Origin of the sequence: Rhizobium sp. AAP116, assembly GCF_001295785.1 — a bacterium.
Classification (GTDB): Bacteria; Pseudomonadota; Alphaproteobacteria; order Rhizobiales; family Rhizobiaceae; genus Allorhizobium.
Window position 1 is genome coordinate 13,052 of record NZ_LJIB01000027.1, and the last position, 20,844, is coordinate 33,895.

Below are 20,844 nucleotides of genomic sequence, written 5' to 3' on the forward strand. Positions count from 1 at the left end.
ATGTCCGTCATCTTTTCCACCATGTCCCGCCTGTTCTTCGTGCTTCTGCTGGGCGCGGCTGTCTTCATGCTGTTTCGCGGCCATAACGAGCCAGGCGGCGGCTTCATCGGCGGGCTGTTCGCAGCTCTCGCCTTTGCCCTGCTTGCTCTCTCCGACAGCGTGGCGAAGGCCCGCAAGGCGCTGATCGTCCACCCGGTCGTGCTGATCGGCATGGGTCTTGTGCTCGCCTTCGCCAGCGGCATACCCGGCCTGATCTCGGATGGATCGTTCCTGACCCATTGGTGGTTCAAGCTCGGCTCCACGCATCTCGGCACCGCAACCGTCTTCGATATCGGCGTCTTCATGGTCGTTATCGGCGGCGTGCTTTCCCTGGTTTTCCGTTTTTATGAAGGAGTAGAACAGTGAGCCTGATCTACGCGTTTGCCGTTGCCGCCCAGATGGGTGCCGGCATCTACCTCCTCCTGTCGCGCCATGTGATGCGCATCCTGTTCGGGGTCGTGCTGCTGTCCACCGCAGCGAACCTTCTGATCTTCATTGCAGGCGGCCTGCAGTTCACAGCGCCCCCCGTCATCGAACCGGGATCACAGACGCTGGGCGAAGGGGCTGCAAATCCCCTGCCCCAGGCGCTCATCCTGACCGCGATCGTCATTGGCTTTGCACTCGTCTCGTTCGCCGCAGCCCTCGTGCTCAAGGCCTACTACACGCTCGGCTCGGTCTTTACCGACGAGCATAACGATGCCGAAGCTCTTGGCTCGCCTTTCGAAAAGGAGGCCATCCGCAATGGCTGACACGCTTCTCCTGTGGCCCGTCGTCTTACCGCTCATCGGAGCGGCGCTGGCTGCCGCCTTTCACTCGCGGCCGGAGGTGCAGCGCATCATCGCGCTCACCGTGATGATCCTGACATTCGGCGCTTCCCTCGTCCTCGCCAATGCAGTGATTGCAGGCGGTATCCTGACCAAGACCTTCGGAAGCTGGATGCCACCCTTCGGCGTCGTGTTCGTTGCGGACCGCTTCAGCGTCGCGATGGTGGTGATCTCGAGCCTTCTGGCGCTCTGCGCCCTGATCTTCTCCGTCGCTGACCTTCGCCAGCGCCAGGTTCGTTCCGGCTTCTACCCCCTCTTTCTGGGTTTGATGATCGGGGTCAATGGCGCATTTCTAACCGGCGATATCTTCAATCTGTATGTCTGGTTCGAAGTGATGCTGATCGCAACACTTGGCCTGATCACGCTGGACCGGACCCGCGCCCAGATCGACGGGGCGATCAAATATGCCGTTCTCAACCTGCTTTCGACCATCCTCTTCCTGATGGCGATCGGGTTGCTCTACGGTGCGACCGGCACCTTGAACATGGCAGATCTGGCCATGGTCCTGCCGCAGACGGAATCGTCGGCTGCGCTTACCCTGTCGGCGATGATGTTCCTGCTCGCCTTCGGCATCAAAGCCGGCTTCTTCCCTATGTTCTTCTGGCTTCCCGCCTCCTACCACACGGCATCGATCATCGTGTCGGCGGTGTTCGCAGGACTCCTCACCAAGGTCGGGGTCTACGCACTCTTCCGCGTCTTCACGCTGCTGTTCGAAGTCGACAACGGGACCCTGAAGCCACTGATCGGCGTGTTTGCCGCAGGCACAATGCTGTTCGGCGTTTTCGGGGCGGCCGTGCAGTGGGATGTGCGCCGTATCCTGTCGTTCCACATCATCAGCCAGATCGGCTACATCATGCTGGGCCTTGCGATCGCGACGCCGCTCGCCATGGCCGGCGCGGTCTTCTACATCATCCACCACATCGTCGTGAAGGCGAACCTGTTCTTCATCGCAGGCGCCATCCACCGGGCGACCGGGTCATTTGATCTGCGCAAGTCCGGGGGATTGATGAAGTCCTCGCCGTGGCTGGCCGTGCTCTTCGCCATACCTGCCCTGTCTCTGGCCGGCATTCCGCCGCTTTCCGGCTTCTGGGCAAAGCTGATGGTGGTCGACGCGTCCTTCCAGGGGGATGAGGCATGGCTGGCAGGCATCGCGCTCTTCGTCAGCCTCCTGACGATCTTCTCGATGAGCAAGATCTGGATCGAGGCTTTCTGGAAAGAGCCCGTGCGCAAGACCCGGGTGCGCCATGTGCCGGCTGCCATGATGGCGCCCATCGTGGTGCTTGGAGCCATCACGTTGGCCATCGGCATCAATCCGGAACCTCTGGTCGCATTCTCAAACCTCGCCGCCGACAGCATCGGCAACCGTACCGAGCTGATTGGCGCCATCATCGACCAAAGCACCACAGCAGGAGTGACGCCATGACCCTCGTCAATCGTATCGGCAGGTCCATGACACTTGGACTGGTCTTCACCAACGAACTCGTCCGTTCGTCGATTGCCGTCGCCCGTCAGGTGCTTGGCGACAGCTCGCAGCTCAAGCCGGCGATCCTCGCCGTGCCGCTTGATCTGCGCAGCAGAGCGGGCGTTACGGCGCTTGCGAACTGCGTGAGCCTGACCCCCGGCACGACCTCGCTGCATGTCAGCGAGGATCTGAGCACCCTCTATGTTCACGTTCTGGATGCGCCACAGCCCGATGCGGTGGTGGACAGCATCAAGAACACGTTCGAGACACGCATAAAGGAGATCGAAGGATGATTGCGCTTCTGGATGGGTTTCTATCAACATTTGCCGCCATCATGATCGCCGTCCTGATGGTACCGCTGCTTCTTGCGGCCGTCCGCATGGTGACGGGCCCCGGCTATGCCGACCGCTTCATTGCGCTGGACATGCTGACCGGCATTGCCGTCGCGATCGCCGCCTTGACGATGATCGTCACCGGCCGGCGCGAATTCCTCGACGTCGCCTTCGGGATCGCGTTGATCGGGTTCCTTGCGACGTGTTCGCTGTCTGCTCTTCTCGAGAAGAAAAAGGAGGATGCGTGATGCTCGCAATCCTGTCCATTCTGTTCAAGCTTGTCGGTGTCGTGTTCCTCTGCATCGCCGCCTACGGCGTCATCAAACTTGCCGATCCGTTCCAGCGCATGCACGCCGCCACCAAAGCCGGCACCTTGGGTGCAGGCCTGGTGATCATCGGCAGCGTCATCGCCCATGGAGCGCTGGACGCGACGGTAATGGGTATCCTGACCGTGGTCTTCCTGCTGCTTACCGTTCCGGTCGCTGGCCATCTCCTGGGTCGCGCCGCCTATGTCTCAGGTGCGCAGCTGACGCTTTCGGGCGATGACGCCCTTGACGGCGTGCTGACGCGGGCCGACCAGTCGCTCGGCAAGCGAAGCGGCTGGGATCCCGTCACTCCGATAACACTAACGGTCGACGAGCGAGCCAGATCGCCCGTACCGAAACCGGCGCCACGAAACGACATGCCGGTGTTGCCGGCACTCGAGGCGGTCCGGTTCGCCGTCATCGACGGACAGGTTGCTCACGTTGCGGAACGTGCTTGTGCCATTGCCAAGCAAACAGGGGCGAGCCTCTCGGCATTCACCATCATCGATACGCATGCGATCCATGCCGCAGCCGATCAGGCGCGCGTGCGGCGGTTGATCCGCGAGCGGGCGAGCGACGCCATCAGCGATCTCAAATCCGTGACGGCGGCGACGGACGTGGCTTCAATCCTGCACTACGATGAAGGCGATCCCGAAGCTATTCTCCGCTGCGAGACACAGCCGGGCCAGACCGTCCTCGTTCTGCCGTGCCAGGGCTGGTTCCATCATCAGGTCGAGGCCCGGATGGACCGCACCACCTGGGATCCGGATGGCCTTTTGCGTCTGCCGAGCTGCCATAGCGGCCCGGTGCTATTCGTAGGCAAGACGCCTTTGCCTGACACGGCACGGACGCTGGTGGTTCGCGATTGTGGCGAAGATCACCTGGCCCCGCTCGTCGAATGGGCGCTTCTCAATGGTATTTGGCAGGTGACGCAGATCGTGCATGTTGCGGACAAGCAGTTGAAGGATACCGGATTTGCCGAGATCGCAGACCGTTTCGGTTGCAGCTATACCCGCCATGCCGCACCGGACAGTGTCTGCGCCATACCGGCCGGGATCGTCGGTGTACGTGCGGTGGTGCTGGGCCGTACACCACGGCCACTGCGGACGAACTGGTTTGGCGCGCCATGGCTCGACCGCATCGCACCCGACATGGCAGGTGACGTCCTGATCATGGAACGGTGAGGGCTCGGGCTGGAATAATGTGCTGGCAGGTCAAGCGCGAGTTGGTCTAATCAATCTGCATGTCCTCACTTTCGCGTCCCAAACTGCCTCTCTCCGTCGCACTGCCACTCTTCGTGGCAGTCGCGATGTTCCTGGTGGCAGTCGGCACGACCCAGATCGGCATCATGGCTCTGCGGTCGAGCAACGAGACGGGCCTGCGCGATCAGGCGCTGGTCTTCCTCGATGCCGTCGCCGGCAATATTGCTGCCGAGATCAAAGAGGCAGATGCCCGGCAATCCGTGCAGCGGACCCTCGCGGCGTCGCTTGAGTTTCGCACCGCGCTTCTCGAAGAAAGCATCGCGGCACGCTGGACCGACACGTCGGGCGAAACGATCACGGTGGCGCTGGCGGAAAGCGATGGAGACCTGCTCGATCAGGCTTTGAACGAGGCGCAAGCCAACAGCCCTGGCGACGTCAGTCCGCGACTGGTTCCAGACAGATCCGTTCTTCTGGTTGCACGCAGCTACGGAATGGCCGAGGGGCGCCTCTATCTCGCCGCGACCTTTGACACGCAGCCGCTTGAGGCGGCCACGGATGCCGCGTCCAATGCGGCAATCGGGATCGACATCCTGGTGGCCATCATCGCTGCGGCTGCGGCTTATGTCGTAACACGGCGTTCGCTCAAACCACTCGATCAGTTTATCGACCGGCTGGCCGATCCGGAGGGTTCCTCGACAAACGGGGCCGACTGGCGGCGCGGCAACGAATTGCGCCAGCTGGAAGCGGCTCTGGCGATGCGCGAGCAATCGGAAGCCCAGAGGGTCACCATCCTCGAACAAATGGCGCAGCAGGAACGCGACGGTCTTCTCGCGCGCATGGCAGCCAGCATCGCGCACGAGGTGCGCAATCCGCTGGCCGGGCTGAAGAACGGCATCTCCACGCTGAAGCGCTTTGGCGACCGCGAGGATGTGCGGAAGGAAACGCTGGCATTTCTGGAGAACGGGCTCGACAGCATCGGCCGCGTGGTCGACGTCACGCTCTCCACCTATCGCCGGCGGTCGGGATCCAGAATGATCACCGCTCAGGATATTCGCGACCTCGAGATCTTGATCGCTCCGGAAGCGGGACGAGCCGGCGTCGGGCTTGCCTGGATGTTCGAGGAGCCGACTGAGTTCCGGGTGGATGTCGATGCGCTCCGGCAAATCCTGATCAATCTGATGCTGAATGCCGTTCGCGCATCACCGCCAGGATCCACCGTCACCGTTTCCCTCACCCGCAAGGATGCCCAGACGGTTGTGCTCAGCGTCGCCGACGAGGGACCGGGGATGCCGCCCGAGATCGTCGCCGCCATGATCTCGGGCCGTGTCAACGACATCCCCGTGGAGCGCAGCATCGGGATCTGGATCGTCGCCTCCCTGGTGGAGCGGATTGGAGCTGATTTGTCGATCCGCAGCGACAACACGGGAACGAATGTCCAGCTGACGCTGGCGACGGCGCAGCAGGGCGGAGCGGAGACATGACATGGTGACGGCAGGTCGCATACTGGTGGTCGAGGACGACGCGACGCTTGGCCAGTCGCTGCAACAAAGACTTACCCTGGAAGGCTTCACCGTCAGATGGGCGCGTTCGGCGGCAGAAGCCAATGCAGCGCTCAAGGCTGGGGCACCCGACATCATCCTCTCGGATATCCGGCTGCCGGATGGCGACGGCGAGACCATCATGCGCCGGCATTTCGAACGCTTCGGACTGGTCCCGGTCATTTTCATGACGGCCTATGGCGACATAGATCAGGCCGTTCGCCTGGTGCGGGACGGCGCGGTCGATTACGTCAGCAAACCTTTCGATCTCGATCAGCTTGTCGAGACCTTGCAGGGTATCAGCCGCCGCAAGAGCAGCGGCCCACAGGTTGGGGCGGCATTTTCCGGCAGCAGCGCGATGCGCAAGATCGGCGCGACACTTTTGCGGGCAGCCGAAATCGATCTGCCGGTCCTCGTCCTCGGCGAGACGGGAACCGGCAAGGAGGTCGCGGCCCGCTATGTCCATGAGGCCGGCCCGCGCAAGAACCTGCCGTTTGTCCCGGTCAACTGCGGCGCATTGCCTGCAGAGCTCGCGGACTCGCTGCTCTTCGGCCATGAGCGCGGCTCCTTTACCGGCGCTTCGGGCATGCATCGCGGCTTTTTCGAGGAGGCAGACGAAGGCACGCTGTTTCTGGACGAGATCGGCGATCTGTCGCCCGTGCTGCAGGTGAAGTTGCTGCGCGTTCTGGAAACGCGGGAATTCCGACGGCTGGGGGGAAGCGAGACACGCAAATTCGGAGCACGTCTCGTCTGCGCCACCAACAAGGATCTCGGCGCCATGGTGGCCGAGGGCCAGTTCCGCGAGGATCTCTGGTTTCGCATCAATGTCATCGCCTGCAAGCTGCCGCCGCTCAGAGAAAGACATGAAGAGCTGTCGTCACTGCTTGAGAGCTTCGCATCTGCCGCAGCATCAAGGCTTGGGCACGGCAGCATCGTCGTTGACGCGGCAGCACATGAAGCGACCAAGCGCCACCGCTGGCCCGGAAACATCCGCGAACTGATCAACCGCGTCGACCGCGCCGTTGCCATGGGTGACGGACGTGTCCTGTCCGAGGCTGAACTTTTCCCCGAGGGACTAGCCCGGACGGATACCAAGTCAGGCGTCGTTCAAGACACGAATGCCACACTCGCCGACGTACGCGACGCCGCCGAGCGGGCTCACATCAAGGCGGCACTGGCTCGCGCCAATGGATCGCCCAAGGAGGCTGCCGAAGCGCTTGGGGTGTCGCGAACGACATTGTGGGAAAAGATGCGACGCCTGAACATCAGCCCCGACGACATCTGAGGCGTCTAGCCTTGGTCAGGCTCCCTGGCGGTCGGAGACACACTGCCGCTGCGTGGCAGCGGCAGTGTCCTATGCGCCGAGGGCGGCCTAAAACTCTGCAGAGGCGCCGACCCAGAGAGTGCGGCCGATGACCCAGGGATTGCCGTTGGATGACTTTGCGTTGCCAAGCTCGTTGAAGAGATTGACGACCTTGAAGTTCAGGGTCATTCCATGGTCGTCCACGGATGCGAACTTGTAAGAGCCGCTCAAATCGACGGTCAGCACGGCAGCGAAAGCCTTGTCATCCCAGATGTCATGCAGCACTCCATCAATGCTCTCGTTGTCGTCGGTGTCTTCGACGCCATCATATGCGAAGTTGTAGTTGGCAGCGAGACCAAGCGTCAGCCGCTCGTCGAAGAAACTGCCGGAGAGACCGACCTGGGCGCGCAGCGGAATGTCCATGTTGCCGGTGACGGCGTTGAATCCAGCCTGCGTGTAGGATGTTCCCTTGTATGAAATCCGTTTTTCCAGATCGTCTTCGTCGACGAAGTAGCTGTCGGCTGAGACATTTTTGTCTGCCCAAGTGATCGAGGCTGCAAGAAGCGAGTTGTCCGCCGGGTTCCACGTGGCTGTCGGCAGTTCCTTCGCATATTCGGCCGTCAAGGAGTCATACGAGCCTTTGGCATTGTTGGTCAGCACATAGGACGTATTTGTGGGCGTCCGCGAGGAATACTGATCACGAGAACTACGATGCAGATAACGAAAGCGCCATTCACCCTCGGTGAAAGGATCGGTAAAGTTGATCGCGGCAGTGAACTCGTCCGTATAAGGCGTCTTCAGATCCGCAGCATCAAGGGTGTAATAGGTTTGCGTCGGCGTCGTTGCGAAATCCCCGACGGCACCTGTGGAGCTCGGCTGCCTTGAGTAGGTCGTGACGCGTGGTTGCTGGTTCCGAATTGCGTAAGAAAGATTGGCAGCGTCGTAATACCGGTTGAAACCACCGGAAATGCTGAAATCCTCCATCGGCGTTACCGTCGCAACCAGGCGCGGAGATATGTTCAGGTTGCCCTGATAGTCGTCATAGTCGAAACGGATGCCGGGGCGGAGGTTCAGCCAGTCGAAGGTCTGGTCGAGCTCCAGATAGGCGTTTGCCTGCATGATCTGCGCATGGATATCGTACGCCTTGTGGACCGTCTTGCTATACGCAAACTGTTCGCCGTAGCACTCTTCCGTCGTGTTGCAGGTAAAGGTCGATATGTTCGCAGCCCTCAAGGCCGTATAGGCTTGAGCGACGTTGTAGGTGTAGCTGACATAGTCTTCTGCCCGCCATCGGTGAGCCTCAGTGTAGCCGAACTCGTAGCCGGTCCGGAAAGTACCATTCCCGATATCGCCGGCCAGAGCCTGGGACCAGGTGTAGCTTTCCTGCCCCTGACCGCGCTCCTTGCCCATTCCGCCTTCTCGGCAAGATGTGGTGGTGGTCGAGGTCGGATCGACGCGGCACCAGTCGAGCATGCTCGATTCGAAGACCTTGGTTCTTGTCCCCGAAATGGTGCGCCAGTAGGTCGAGATCCAGTTGCGGATCGTGTTATCGCCACCGAGGTTGAGCGCGTCGGATTTCGATGCCGTTATCTTGCTGGTCAGAGAAACGTTGGAAAGCGCTACGCCACCGAGCGAAAAATCCTCGAACTCGTACAAGTTCTCCAGCTTGCCTGCATAGGTCCGGGTCGCAGTATCAATCTCAAGGACCCGGTAATCGTCTGACTCGAAATCCTGATAGTAGTCAGTGTGAATGCCTTCCAGCTTGAACAGGCCGAGATCCGTCTCCGCATTGGCCTGGAACCGGTAGAACTCGTTCTTGGATTCGGACTGCACGAGCTCGTCGCCGTAGATGTAGTTCTTCGCCTTGTTGGTCCAGGCATCCGTCACGCTGTACTGTCCGATGACAGCGATATTGTCCGTGATCGGACCGGTGACCGAGAAGGCCTTCTTCTTCTTGTAGAATTCCGGCTCACCTATGGCATTCGGATTGAGACCATCCTCTGTCGCGAGATTGTATTTGACGAGGTCATCACTCTCGTATTCCACCGAGGCAAATGCTCTCAGCCTGTCGGTTGCTGGCTGCATCAGTTCGTACTCGACAACGCCGCCCTGGAAGGCGCCGTAACGGGCCGACGCATTGCTGTCGATGACCGTTGCGGATTCAACAAAATCCGTGGGCACGAACACCGTCTGTGAATGCAAGCCATAAATGCGATCAGCATTGTAGGCCGTATCGTCGTCAGACAGTTCACCGCGATTGCCGGTGTCGTAAGGCTCCTCGGTCCCCGTGATCGTGTTGATGCCGATGCCGTTCAGGATGAAATTGTTCTCATAGGTTCGCCCGCCTGAGATCGAGACTTCCTGTGGCTTGGTGTTGAGGAGTGCCTGGCTTTCAACGCCGGCATTCTCGTTGGTATCGTTCTGGTACTGCACATTGGGCAGACCGCGCAGGAAGCTGTTGGCATCCCCGCTGCTCGTGCGAATTCCGACCTGGGTCGAATCCATCACGGTGGTGCCGGTATCGCCTGCGCTCTCGGTTCCGAGTTTCACGCCGCCGCCGGAGGACGACACCGTGATTTCCTCAAGAACGGTCGTGCCGGCAGCAGCGGCTTCGTCGATCGTGCCTTCGGCAACCAGCGATGCGGTGCGGGTGCCTGTCACGCGGATCTCGATGCCGGCACCGGCAGTGAGGGCGCGCAGTGCAACCAGCGGATCGGTTTCGCCGGCGACGGCCGCTGAGGTCCGGCCAGACACGAGGGCTGCGGCATAGCCGACCTGCCAGCCCGTCTGACGCGTGAAGGCCCTGAGGGCCGCATCGAGCGGCTGCGCAGGGATCGAGATCGCCCGGGGACCGTTCGTCGTCGGACTTGTCCCGGCATCCTGCGCTCGAACCTCAAATACACCGGCCGAAGCCGAAACCAGTGCCGTGGACACCATGAACATGGCAAGCCTGCGCTTGCCGACCGATACTCTACGCTCTGCCATCTTGATCCCGGGCCGGAAGCCCTTGTCACCCTGTTGTCACCCCGCCGCCGCGCGTCATGCGCGTCGGCTCTGATGGGGATGACGTGTCAGCCCGGCCGGTCTCACAAAAAAACTTGAGACTTTAGCGAATGAATAAGATTCCACCCGGCAATCGCTCGATGCGCGCCCCTGCGGCGGTGGCCACGCTATCGAGTGCGGCATCTGCCTCGGCAATGCGGAAGCTGCCGCTGACGGGGGTTTCAAGGGCGGCGGCCGGCAGAGTGACGATGGTGAGATCAGTATGGCGTCCGATCTCCACGAGGGCGTCACGCAAGGGAATGGCGGAAAGCTGGATCCAGCCTTCGCGCCAGGCAAGCCGGCTTTCATCGTCTCCCTGAGGAAGGAATGCGATCCGTGTGCGATCGACGGCCGCCGTCTGGCCCGGCGTCATGGCAACCGGGCTCGAATGCTCGCCATCGCGGGTCAAGACGACGCGACCGCTTTCCAGATGCACGACGTCTTCTGCATCTCCGCGCGCCACATCAAAAGCCGTGCCCGTCACCGTCACGGTGCCATAGGCCCCTGTCACGCTGAACGGCCGGACAGCGTCATGCGCCACCTCAAAATAGGCCTCACCCTCGAGAAGCCGCACGGCCCGCCTGCCATCTTCGAAATCGAGGCGGACTGCCGTCTGGCTGTTCATCTGCATGCGGGAGCCGTCGGGCAGATCGACCGCGACGATCTCGCCGGCAGCGGTTCGATAGTCGGCCTGCAAGCCGAGGAGCCAGTCGCTTCCAAGCAGTGGCACGACGATGGCGGCGGTGATCGAGGCTGCGAGCGCGAGCGACAGACGCGGAGAGCGCCGGGCGATAGCCGGCGAGTGTCTGATGGCCTCGACCGGCAGCAGCGATGCCGTCGCCGTCTGCGCGGAAGCCACGGTCAATGCGGGACATTCATAGAGCGCGAGCACCCGCGCCAAAGCCGCGCCCCTGTCCGCACCTTCGGCCAGCCAGGCATCGAGCGCATCCTGATCGACCTCCCCCGCCTGCCGCTTCAACACCCATTCGAGCGCCTGGTCTATTATCGGGTCCGGATGCCGATAGCGCGCTTGATCCTCGTTTTCAGTCACTGCGTGCATGACGGTCTTCCGCTGAAATGGTGCATGTTAATAGATGACGTTTCAAATCAGTTCTCCTCCCAAAAATTGCAGATTCGCGCCCGTGCACGCGGCTCATCGCTCCATCTTCTCCCGGATTTCCATGAGGACGGCCATGGCCATCTTCATGTCGTTGAACACGGTGTTTGGCGACACACCCAGCCTTCTGGCGATCTCGGGATAGGCAAGGCCTTCCAGCCGGTTGAGGCACCAGGCCGAACGGGCGCGCGGTGGAAGCGTCAGCAGCGCACGATTGAAGGCCTTGACCAGGTCGCGCTGGATGGCCTGATCTTCGATGCTCGGCTGGGGATCGGCGACAACGACGGTATCGGCCGCCTGGAATTCCCGCTCCTCATGCAGGGCCCGCACCTTGCGCCGGCGAAGATGATCGAGGGCGAGATTGCGAGCAGTCTGCCAGAGAAAGGCCTCGATATTGCCAGGCGTGCCCTGGTCGAGCGCCCGACGCGCTCTCAGATAGGCGTCGTGCGTCAACTCCTCGGCCTCGGCCGTGTCGCGCACGATCCGCAGGATCGCCCGGTAGAGCGACTGCCGCATGCCGAGAAACGCGTCGTCCAGCCTCTGCGTATCGCCGGTCATGACGATCCCTTGCCGAAGGACACGAGCGACGACGCCAGCCTCAGCCAAGCGCGCAATGGCTCCGCCCGGGCCGGCATGTCCGTCATTCGACCTCGCGTTCCGGCCTGGCGGCCGTGCCAAGCGGAAGCTTGGTGAGGACGGCGATATCTTCAGTGCGGAAGATATGGTTCGCATGGGCGACAAGCCTTTGCGCCGTGACCCGCTCGCCAAGGCCCTGCATGCGCCGCAGATAGCCCGCGTCACCGTAGCGGCGGTGGCTCAGAGCAAGGCGGCGCAGCCAGGTGTTGGGATCGGTCAGACGACTTTCTTCGGCAAAGGCGATGTCGGAGCGGATCTTCTCCACATCCGCCTGTCTGGCAATCTCCGGCATGCGATAGAGTACGGCAAATGCGGCTTGCGTCAGTTCCTCCGTGCGTTCCGGCGCGCAGTAAAAGGCGAGCGTGCCGAGAACACGATCCTGATCGGGATCGGCCTCCAGCTCGAATTCGAGGCTGTAGATGCCACCGAGAACATTGCGCAGTTCCTTCTTCAGGTTCTGCTGGGCAATCGGCGTCAGCGTCGAGATGACGAAACTTGCCTCCGGCGTCCAGTCGAGCCCGGCGAAGAAGGAAATCTCGACGCGTGCGCGATCGTCGGAGAAGACTTCGACCTGAGCCGCATGCCGCCCGGCCCTTTGCAGGGCGACCTCCGTCGTCATCGAGGCCGCACGCGGGACGGCGCCGATCACGGAGGCGAAGCTGTCGCGGATCTCAGAGCCGGGCTCGGGGCCGACGGCATACCAGGTCACCGTTTGTTGAAAGTGGGTGCGGGCGATGTGGCTCAACTCTTCCGCATCCACCTGCCTCAGGTCCTGCAACGTATCGACCGCACCTGCTTCGCCGTAAAGCAGTTTGGTGCGCTGTGCGGCAACCTCATCCGGCCGTTGGTCGTTCATCTGCGCATGCAGGGCCTCGACGGCTTCCGGCCTTACGCCGCCGAAAGCAATATTTGCGGCATAGGTCTCAAGGCGGGCCGGGAGATCGGCCGGGGCTGCAGCGATGCCAGCGTCGAGATTGCTTTCCTTGAGCGCGATGCTCCACTGCTGCGTCTGCTCCGTTGCCCAGAGATCGTGTTCGGACTGGCTCCAGAAGGTGAAGCCACTCTGATCAAAAAGCTGGACCGCCGCCTGGGAGGCCGAGCTTGGAAAAAGGCTGTTGAGGTATCCCGGGCGCGATTGGCCCGAGAGATAAACCTTGCCATCCGTCGTATCCCGCACCAGCCAGACCACCACGTCCCCGTTTGACAGCGTCCATTCGATGACATCGGGATTTCCGGAGCGGCGCTCGGCGGAGATGCGGCCCGATCTGGCCACCTGTCGATCGGCTGGCCATACGGGTGCGGCGGTCGCAATCTCAGGTTCTGGTGTCCGTGGCTGGCGTGGCGGAAGGTCAGCCATGGCCGCCCAGCGCGCCCGTTCCGCCTCCACGGTGGCAACCGTCGGCAGCGTCACCGAAACGCCGCCCGGCACCTGGTAGAACAGGACCTGATCCTCGGCTGCCAGCATCTCCCGCAGGCGCTTATTGAGACCCTCGAACGTGATGCGATCGAGGAGAGCGGCCGTGCGGGTCGTGCGGGTTGCGGGATCATCGACGACCGAGCCGGTCAGAACCGCAGAGGCGATCCGGTCCTCCCATTCCGCATAGGTTCGGTTCTCGGCTGCTTTTCTGTTGTTCTCGTTGATGGCGCGGGCGCGCATCATCAGGCTTTCAAACCCGTCGCGCGCCACACCGTCACGCCGCAGCCGTTCGAGTGTTTCCATCAGCACAGGTATAGCTGCTGCGTGGTTGTCGGTGCGGGCGTTGAACGCGAGGATCAGCCGCTCCTCGGTCGTTTCCTGCGCCGCAAAGCCGAGGCTGTCAGTGACCGTCGCATGATACGGTGCCTCCGCCTGCACGGCGTCGCGGATCAACCGCGTCAGGAAATACTGCTGCAGATAGGCGATCTGTCCCGCATCCGTCAGCCGGTTCGGCATGGGCAGCCGCAGGGCATAGGTTACCTGCGAGCTCGAGCCCTGCTCGTCCTGCACCAGGTTGACGTTGAGACCCTGCTTCAGGGGCAAAACACGGTAGTCGCGCTCCGGTGCGGGCGACCTCGGTGCAGGACCGAAAGCCCTCTCAATGGCATCACGTGCTGCTTCCTTGTCAATGCGGCCGGAGACGATCAGCGTCATGTTGGAGGCGCGATAGAAGCTTTCATAAAAGCTGCGGATCTCCTCGATCGAGGTGCGCGATATGCCGGCATGGGTGCCGATTGTCGGCCGGTCGACATAACGTGATCCCGTGCGCAGGGCGGCCTTCTTCAGGCGGCTCACCCGGTCGGCGACGCTTACCGTCTGGCGCAGTTCCTCGAGGATGACGAAGCGCTCCTTCTCCCAGTCCTCAGCCTCCAGTGCCGGCTTCATCACCAGATCGGCCATGAACTGCAGCGATCCCGCAAGATCAAGCACATCATCAGGGCGGGTGCGCAACATGAACTGTGTCTCGGCCTCCCGCGTCACCGCATTAATCTCGACGCCGGTTCGCCAGCCGAGCGCCTCGATCTCCTCGTGCATGGAGCGTCCACGAGCATCGTTCGTCTGGAAAACCATGTGTTCGAGGATATGGGCAATGCCGCTCGGCACCGGCTCGTCCACCGAACCGGCATGCACGATCAGGCGGATATTGAAGGGGTCCGTCTCCTTGCCGCTGTCATGGAGGAAGTAGCGCAGGCCGTTGTCGAGCGTCCCGGTCGCAATGCGCGGGTCCCAACCGGTGTCTTGTGCGGCCGAAGGGCAGGAAAGGCAAAGCAGCGAGAGGACCGCAATGAAGATCAGGCGCATGTGAAGTTCCAAACAAGGGGGATCGGATCGTCGCAAGACGCGACCACCTCCAAAAGATGAATGGAACTATCAACTATAACAATTGATCACAAGTGCTGTGTTCGGAGCTTCCCAAGGGGGCATTCGATGGAAACAGCGGAGCCCGCCCCTCTCCGCAAGGGTCAGGGTTGATCTTGCGGCGGATTGGCCGAAGGAACGGACGTATTGCCTTCGGTGCGGTCGCGGTGCAGCGCTGCCCTTGCAAGCAGGATAAGGGTGACCGGGGTCGTCAGCGTGACGAAGACACCGATGAGGATCTCGTGCAGGACGGCGCGCGAGCCGACGACTGAGAAGTAGAGGATCGAGGCCAGCATGATTGCGCCCGTGCCCCAACTCGTGCCGAGGGTTGGCGCGTGGATCCGCTGATAGAAGGTTGGCAGGCGCAAAAGCCCGATGGCACCGAGCAGCGTCAGGCCCGAGCCGAGCAGAAGCAGCACGGAAACGCCGATGACGACCCAGAGCGGAAGATCGGCGACTGGCATGGTCATTCGATTACCTCACCGCGCATGAGGAATTTGGCCAGCGCCACGGTTGCCACGAAACCCAACAGGCTGATCACCAGTGCCGCCTCGAAATAGACCGTGCGGCCACTGCCGATCCCGAAGGTAACAAGCATCAGCATGGCGATCACATAACATGCATCGAGGGCGAGGATGCGGTCCTGGGCACGTGGGCCGATGAAGATGCGCACGGCCGCGATAATCAGGGCGAGCCCGAGCAGCACCTTGGCAATCGAGACGGCGGTGAAAAGAATGATGGCGCTCATTCGATAATCTCCAGCAACAGGCGTTCGTAGCGATGCTTGATGTTAGCGACCCATTGCTCCTCGTCGATCAGGTCGAGAACGTGGATCAGGACAGTCTTCCGGCGTTCGTCATAGGCGAGCCAGGCAGAGCCCGGCGTGCTGGTCAGGATGACGGCCATGATGGCAAGGGCGGTGGGGTGCTCGATTTCGAGCGGCACCGTGATGAAGCCCGATGTCTGTTTTCGGCGCTTGCCGCTGAGCATCAGCAGGGCGACGGCAGCATTCGAGCGGATGATGTCGACGAAGACGATCAGGAAGAGCTTGGGCAGCAGATACCACTTCTTTATCTTCGGCTTGTCGGGTCTGAGCGATGCCATGGCCCAACCGCCGAAGATCGCCACGACAGAACCAAGGACCAGATGTCCGAGGGTAAAGTCATTGAGCAGCAGCCACATTAGAAGCAGCGCCAGGCTGAGAAGTGGATGAGGGATCATGGCGCGCTTCCTCCCTCACCTGCTGTCGTGCCGGAAGAGCTTTGATCCTTCACCACATGGGCATTGCGCACAGCATCCACATAGGCGGACGGGTTGGAGAGTGTCCGGATCGTCGTGTCCATATAGGTCATCGCCGGTCCTGCCTTCACGGTCAGGCCGAGCGTGAGCGAGAGCAACAGCATCACGGGAACGAGTTCGACCACGAGTACCCGCGGCACAGCCCCTTCGATCGATCCCCAGAAGGTGCGTATGCCCGCACGGGTCATGGAGATCAGGGCCGCGACGCCTGAGAGAATGACCAGCACGATCAGGGTCCAGACGGCAAGATCGGGCGTCGTCCCGATCGAGCCCGTGCCCATCATGGCGGACAGCATGGCGAACTTGGCGATGAAGCCCGACAGCGGCGGCAGGCCGGCGAGCAAAATGCCGCAGGCGGCAAAGCAGATACCGAGGATCGCCATGGTGCCGGGCATGGTCGTGCCCTCGCCGTCCTCCATGTCCGCCTCCTCGCCGTCGCCATAGGCCTCCATGGTGACGGCAAGGACGTTGGCGCCCGCATCCTGTCCGCGCTCCACCAGTTCGATCAGCATGAAAAAGGCGCTGATCGTCAGGGTGGAACTCACGAGATAAAGCAGGGCACCGGAGGAGACGACACCGTCATTGATGCCGAGCACCATCAAAAGCGTGCCGGAGGAAACGAGGACCGAATAGCCGGCGAGACGCCCCAGAGCCTGGGATGCGAGAACGCCGATGGTTCCGAAGACGAGTGTCGCCATGCCGCCGAGCAGCAGGACCTCCGCCCCGAAGCCGGCCGATGGACCATCACCGAACAGCAGCATGGTAAGGCGCAGGATGACGTAGATGCCGACCTTGCTGAGGATGGCGAACATGCCAGCCACCGGGGCTGAAGCCGCGCTGTAAGCGGACGGCAGCCAGAAACAGAGCGGCCACATGCCGACCTTGATCAGGAAGGCGACGCCGAGCACAGCAGCGCCAGCCTCCATCAGGATCAGGCGATCCGGCTCCATCTCGGGCATACGCAAGGCAAGGTCGGCCATGTTCAGCGTGCCGGCGGTTCCATAGACGAGGCTGACCCCGATCAGGAAGAAGATCGCTGCGACAAGGTTGACGGCGATGTAGTGGAGCCCGGACTTGACGCGCAGCGTGCCCGTGCCGTGCAACAGCAACCCATAGGAGGCGGCCAGCATGACTTCGAAGAAGACGAAGAGATTGAAGAGGTCCCCGGTCAGCAGCGCGCCGTTGACGCCAACCAGCAGAAGCTGGAACAGGGTGTGGAAATGGGCTCCGACGGCGTGCCACTTGGCCATGGAGAAGACCAGTGCGGCGATGGCGAGGACAGCGGCCAACAACAGCATCATCGCCGAAAGCCCGTCAATGACGAGCACGACGCCGAAGGGGGCCGCCCAATTTCCGAGCAGATAGACGTTTTCGAAACTGTTCGGTCCGCTCTCGACAATGAAGAGAACGAGGGCGTTCGCGAGCAGCAGAACCGTCGCCGTCAGGCTGACCAGCGCCTTGGTCGTCCTGTTGCGTTCGTCGATGAACAGTAGGATCGCTGCCGTCATCATCGGCAAGAGGATCGGCGTGACGATGAGATGGTGGCTCCAGTCGATCACGGCTTCTCGTTCCTCCCGTCGACATGGTCGTTGCCGGTCAGTCCGCGAGCGGCGAGCAGCACGACAAGGAAGAGAGCCGTGGTGGCAAAGCCGATGACGATGGCGGTCAGCACCAGGGCCTGGGGCACGGGGTCGCTCAGCGTCGTCGACACCACGCCGTTCTCCAGGATAGGCGGCATGTTGCTCTTCACCCCGCCAACGCCGAAGATGAAGAGGTTCACTGCGTAGGACAGCAGCGACAGTCCAATGATCACCTGATAGGTCCGCGGACGCAGGATGAGCCAGACACCACAGGTGGTCATCAGTCCGATGGCGAGCGACAGGATGAGTTCCATCAGCGCTTCTCCCCCTTGGCTTCAAGTGCCCTCAGGCGGTTGATGCGGATCGACTGGTGGGCAAGCGCCGTCAGGATCAGCACGGTCGCGCCGACCACCAGCGAAAAGACCCCGAGATCAAAGAGAAACGCGGAGGCCGCCGGCACCTTGCCGATCAGGGGGATATCCAGGTAGCGGAAATGCGAGGTGAGGAAGGGATGACCGAGGAGCCATGCCCCGATCCCAGTGGCCGACACCGTGAGGATGCCGGCTCCCATCCAGCGCAACGGCAGGATGCGGATACGATCTTCCGCCCAGCGCGTGCCGCCCGCCAGATATTGCAGCAGGAAGGCGATCGACAGGGTGAGGCCGGCCGAGAAGCCGCCGCCGGGCATGTCGTGACCGCGCATGAAGAGATAGACGGAAAGCGTGATGATGACCGGAAACAGCCACTGCATCAGCACCGAAGGCACGAGCAGATAGTCGCGCATCATGTCGCCCGGCGACCGTTCCGGCTGGTCTGCATCGAAGCGGTTTTGGCGTACCTGCTGTTCCGGCAGTTCCATGCTGTCATCAGCCGGACGGAAACGGCGCAGCAGGCCATAGACGGTCAGGCCGACGATGCCGAGGACGGCGATTTCACCGAAGGTGTCGAAGGCGCGGAAGTCAACGAGGATGACGTTGACGACATTGCGTCCGCCGCCTTCCGTATAGGCGTTCTCGAGGAAGTAGGTGGCAATCGCATCCGGCACCGGCATGGTCATCACCGTGAAGGCAACGACCGACATGCCAATGCCGCAGGCGATCGCCAGTGAAAGATCGCGGAAACGCCGGAACCGGCTTTTCAGGGTCATGACCTCGCCTCGGTCGGGGCTGCGCTTCGGCAACCAGCGCAAGCCGAGAAGGATCAGGACCGTTGTGACGATCTCGACCAGCAACTGGGTGATCGCAAGGTCAGGCGCGGATAGCCAGACGAAGGTCATGCAGACGATCAGCCCCACCCCGCCGAGCATGATGAGGGCTGCCAGACGATGGTACTTGGCAGAAACCGCGGCGCCGATGGCGAGCGCCATGCCGACCAGCCAGAGAAGGCCAAAAGCCGGATCGATGGCGGAAAAGACGATCGGCCTGCGTTCGAAACCCGAGAAATAGAGTGGCAGGGCTGCCGCGACGAAGCCGCTGACCACGATCCAGCGGAGCTGCGGCTGCAGATTGCGGGTGCCGAGCCGGCTTTCCGCGAGGCGCGCCCAGCGCCACGAGACGGTAACCAGGACCCGTTCGAAAAGGCGCTGGCCACGCAGACAACGGAGATAGGGCGGCCCATCCTCGCAACGTGACAGGTAGTCCCGCATCACCACATAGAGACCGATGCCGCCGAGAAGGGCGATCAGGCTCATGAGCAGCGGCACGTTGATGCCGTGCCAGACGCTGAGGCTGTATTCCGGGGTCTGGTCACCCAGCACACTCTCAACGGCCGTCTGCAGGAACGGGCCGATGGAAATCGCGGGCACGATGCCGACGATGAGGCAGACCACCACGAGGATCTCGATGGGAACGCGCATCCAGCGCGGCGGCTCATGCGGGGTCTTTATGGGCAAGTTCTTCGGCAGCGGGCCGAAGAAGACCATGTGGATGAAGCGAAGCGAGTAGACGACGCTGAAGAGGCCAGCCAGCGTTGCGACATAGGGCAGGATCACATCGAGCCAGGAATCCGCGTGGGTCTCGACAGCTTCGGCAAAGAACATTTCCTTCGACAGGAAGCCATTGAGAAGGGGCACGCCGGCCATGGCGGCGCTGGCGACCATGGCGAGCGTGGCCGTTGCCGGCATGAAGCGATAGAGGCCGCTCAGCCGCTGCATGTCACGCGTGCCCGTCTCGTGATCGATGATCCCGGCCGCCATGAAGAGGGAGGCCTTGAAGGTTGCGTGGTTGAGCATGTGGAAGATCGCCGCCACCGTCGACAACGGACTTCCGAGGCTGAGGAGCGTCGTGATCAGGCCGAGATGGCTGATCGTCGAATAGGCGAGCAAACCCTTGAGATCACGCTGGAACATCGCCAGGAAGGCGCCGAGCAGCATGGTCGAGATGCCTGCAAGGCCGACGAGAATGAACCATTCATAGGTCCCTGACAGCACCGGCCAGAAGCGCACCAGCAGGAAGACACCCGCCTTCACCATGGTCGCGGAATGCAGGAAGGCGGAGACCGGCGTCGGGGCTGCCATCGCATTGGGCAGCCAGAAATGGAACGGGAACTGGGCGCTCTTGGTCAAGGCACCGAGCAGGATGAAGATCAGCGTCGGCAGATAGAGCGGATGTTCGCGCACCAGCTGGCCTGAAGCCAGGATCTTGTCGAGATCGTAGCTGCCGACGATCTTGCCGAGGAGGAGCATGCCGATCAGCAGGCAGAAACCGCCGATACCGGTGATCGTCAGTGCCATGCGCGCACCGTCGCGGGCTGCGGCATTCGTGTGCCAGTAACTGATCAGCAGGAAGGAGAAGATGCTGGTCAGTTCCCAGAAGATCGAGAGCAGGATGACATTGCCCGAGACGATGATGCCAAGCATCGCCCCCATGAAGGCCAGCAGGAAGGAGAAGAAGCGCGGGATGGGGTCATCCTTGCCCATGTAGTAGCGGGCATAGAGGATGACGAGAAAGCCGATCGACGTGACCAGCATGGAGAAGATCCAGGCGAAGCCATCAAGCCGCAGGGAGAAATTTAGCCCGACTTGCGGCAGCCACTCGGCCGTGAACCGCAGAACGCCGTTCTGCATCACGAACGGGTAGGCCGAAGCCGTCAGGATCAGGGTCAGGAGCGTCGTTGCCCCTGCAACGAAGACCGGAAGATCACGGGACGTCGTGTTGAGGATGAAAGCCGAGCCAAGACTGCCGAGGAACGGAAGAACCAGCAGCAGAAGCAAAAGACTCGAAGCGTCCAGCGTTATCCCAAATCCATATCCCCCGAAGAAATCTGCTCGGGTGACACAAAGCGCAGACTGGAAATCCCGCTGCAGTCACCCTAAATGGTCAATATCCACT

Annotated in this window: 18 protein-coding genes; 8 read left to right on the forward strand and 10 right to left on the reverse strand. The window is 61.7% G+C overall.

What is annotated here, in order from left to right; all coding sequences use genetic code 11:
- From IP85_RS16300 to IP85_RS16335, 8 genes are read left to right on the forward strand one after another with little or no spacing between them, the layout of a single operon-like run.
- A complete protein-coding gene (locus IP85_RS16300; protein WP_054150737.1) occupies positions 1 to 405 on the forward strand; it encodes an MnhB domain-containing protein in 405 nt (134 codons plus the stop codon).
- Positions 402 to 788: an NADH-quinone oxidoreductase subunit K gene (locus IP85_RS16305; protein WP_054150738.1), complete on the forward strand. Its 387-nt coding sequence runs from the start codon at positions 402 to 404 to the stop codon at positions 786 to 788. Before IP85_RS16300 ends, IP85_RS16305 begins: the two co-directional genes overlap by 4 nt.
- The gene (locus IP85_RS16310) at positions 781 to 2,286 is read left to right on the forward strand and encodes a Na+/H+ antiporter subunit D (protein ID WP_054150739.1); all 1,506 of its coding nucleotides are present in this window, start codon (positions 781 to 783) and stop codon (positions 2,284 to 2,286) included. The genes IP85_RS16305 and IP85_RS16310 overlap by 8 nt, the downstream gene beginning before the upstream one ends.
- The gene (locus IP85_RS16315) at positions 2,283 to 2,618 is read left to right on the forward strand and encodes a Na+/H+ antiporter subunit E (protein WP_054150740.1); all 336 of its coding nucleotides are present in this window, start codon (positions 2,283 to 2,285) and stop codon (positions 2,616 to 2,618) included. The genes IP85_RS16310 and IP85_RS16315 overlap by 4 nt, the downstream gene beginning before the upstream one ends.
- The gene (locus IP85_RS16320; protein ID WP_054150741.1) at positions 2,615 to 2,905 is read left to right on the forward strand and encodes a monovalent cation/H+ antiporter complex subunit F; all 291 of its coding nucleotides are present in this window, start codon (positions 2,615 to 2,617) and stop codon (positions 2,903 to 2,905) included. The genes IP85_RS16315 and IP85_RS16320 overlap by 4 nt, the downstream gene beginning before the upstream one ends.
- Positions 2,905 to 4,146: a monovalent cation/H(+) antiporter subunit G gene (locus IP85_RS16325; RefSeq protein WP_054150742.1), complete on the forward strand. Its 1,242-nt coding sequence runs from the start codon at positions 2,905 to 2,907 to the stop codon at positions 4,144 to 4,146. The genes IP85_RS16320 and IP85_RS16325 overlap by 1 nt, the downstream gene beginning before the upstream one ends.
- Before the next feature lie 59 nt (positions 4,147 to 4,205).
- Positions 4,206 to 5,645, forward strand: coding sequence for a HAMP domain-containing sensor histidine kinase (locus IP85_RS16330; RefSeq protein ID WP_054150743.1), 1,440 nt, complete (start codon positions 4,206 to 4,208; stop codon positions 5,643 to 5,645).
- Position 5,646: 1 nt separating this feature from the next.
- Positions 5,647 to 6,987 carry a sigma-54 dependent transcriptional regulator gene (locus IP85_RS16335; protein ID WP_054150744.1) on the forward strand — a complete coding sequence of 447 codons (1,341 nt, stop codon included), beginning with the start codon at positions 5,647 to 5,649 and terminating at the stop codon, positions 6,985 to 6,987.
- A gap of 87 nt (positions 6,988 to 7,074) precedes the next feature.
- Here the strand turns inward: IP85_RS16335 and IP85_RS16340 are convergent, their stop codons facing one another.
- From IP85_RS16340 to IP85_RS16385, 10 genes are all read right to left on the reverse strand, one after another.
- Positions 7,075 to 9,990, reverse strand: a complete 2,916-nt coding sequence (locus IP85_RS16340) for a TonB-dependent receptor plug domain-containing protein (protein WP_082347771.1) — start codon at positions 9,988 to 9,990, stop codon at positions 7,075 to 7,077.
- 121 nt (positions 9,991 to 10,111) lie between these two features.
- On the reverse strand, positions 10,112 to 11,107 hold the full coding sequence (locus IP85_RS16345; RefSeq protein WP_054150746.1) for a FecR domain-containing protein: 996 nt from the start codon (positions 11,105 to 11,107) through the stop codon (positions 10,112 to 10,114).
- A gap of 93 nt (positions 11,108 to 11,200) precedes the next feature.
- A complete protein-coding gene (locus IP85_RS16350) occupies positions 11,201 to 11,722 on the reverse strand; it encodes an RNA polymerase sigma factor (RefSeq protein ID WP_054150747.1) in 522 nt (173 codons plus the stop codon).
- 82 nt (positions 11,723 to 11,804) lie between these two features.
- The gene (locus IP85_RS16355) at positions 11,805 to 14,579 is read right to left on the reverse strand and encodes an insulinase family protein (RefSeq protein WP_054150748.1); all 2,775 of its coding nucleotides are present in this window, start codon (positions 14,577 to 14,579) and stop codon (positions 11,805 to 11,807) included.
- A 161-nt stretch (positions 14,580 to 14,740) separates the two neighbouring features.
- Positions 14,741 to 15,106, reverse strand: a complete 366-nt coding sequence (gene mnhG / locus IP85_RS16360) for a monovalent cation/H(+) antiporter subunit G (protein ID WP_054150749.1) — start codon at positions 15,104 to 15,106, stop codon at positions 14,741 to 14,743.
- The gene (locus IP85_RS16365) at positions 15,103 to 15,384 is read right to left on the reverse strand and encodes a K+/H+ antiporter subunit F (protein WP_054150750.1); all 282 of its coding nucleotides are present in this window, start codon (positions 15,382 to 15,384) and stop codon (positions 15,103 to 15,105) included. Before IP85_RS16365 ends, mnhG begins: the two co-directional genes overlap by 4 nt.
- On the reverse strand, positions 15,381 to 15,857 hold the full coding sequence (locus IP85_RS16370) for a Na+/H+ antiporter subunit E (RefSeq protein WP_054150751.1): 477 nt from the start codon (positions 15,855 to 15,857) through the stop codon (positions 15,381 to 15,383). Before IP85_RS16370 ends, IP85_RS16365 begins: the two co-directional genes overlap by 4 nt.
- Positions 15,854 to 17,494, reverse strand: coding sequence for a monovalent cation/H+ antiporter subunit D (locus IP85_RS16375; protein ID WP_054150752.1), 1,641 nt, complete (start codon positions 17,492 to 17,494; stop codon positions 15,854 to 15,856). The genes IP85_RS16370 and IP85_RS16375 overlap by 4 nt, the downstream gene beginning before the upstream one ends.
- A complete protein-coding gene (locus IP85_RS16380; RefSeq protein WP_054150753.1) occupies positions 17,491 to 17,829 on the reverse strand; it encodes a Na+/H+ antiporter subunit C in 339 nt (112 codons plus the stop codon). Before IP85_RS16380 ends, IP85_RS16375 begins: the two co-directional genes overlap by 4 nt.
- A complete protein-coding gene (locus IP85_RS16385) occupies positions 17,829 to 20,750 on the reverse strand; it encodes a monovalent cation/H+ antiporter subunit A (RefSeq protein ID WP_348625564.1) in 2,922 nt (973 codons plus the stop codon). Before IP85_RS16385 ends, IP85_RS16380 begins: the two co-directional genes overlap by 1 nt.
- Positions 20,751 to 20,844 lie beyond the last annotated feature (94 nt).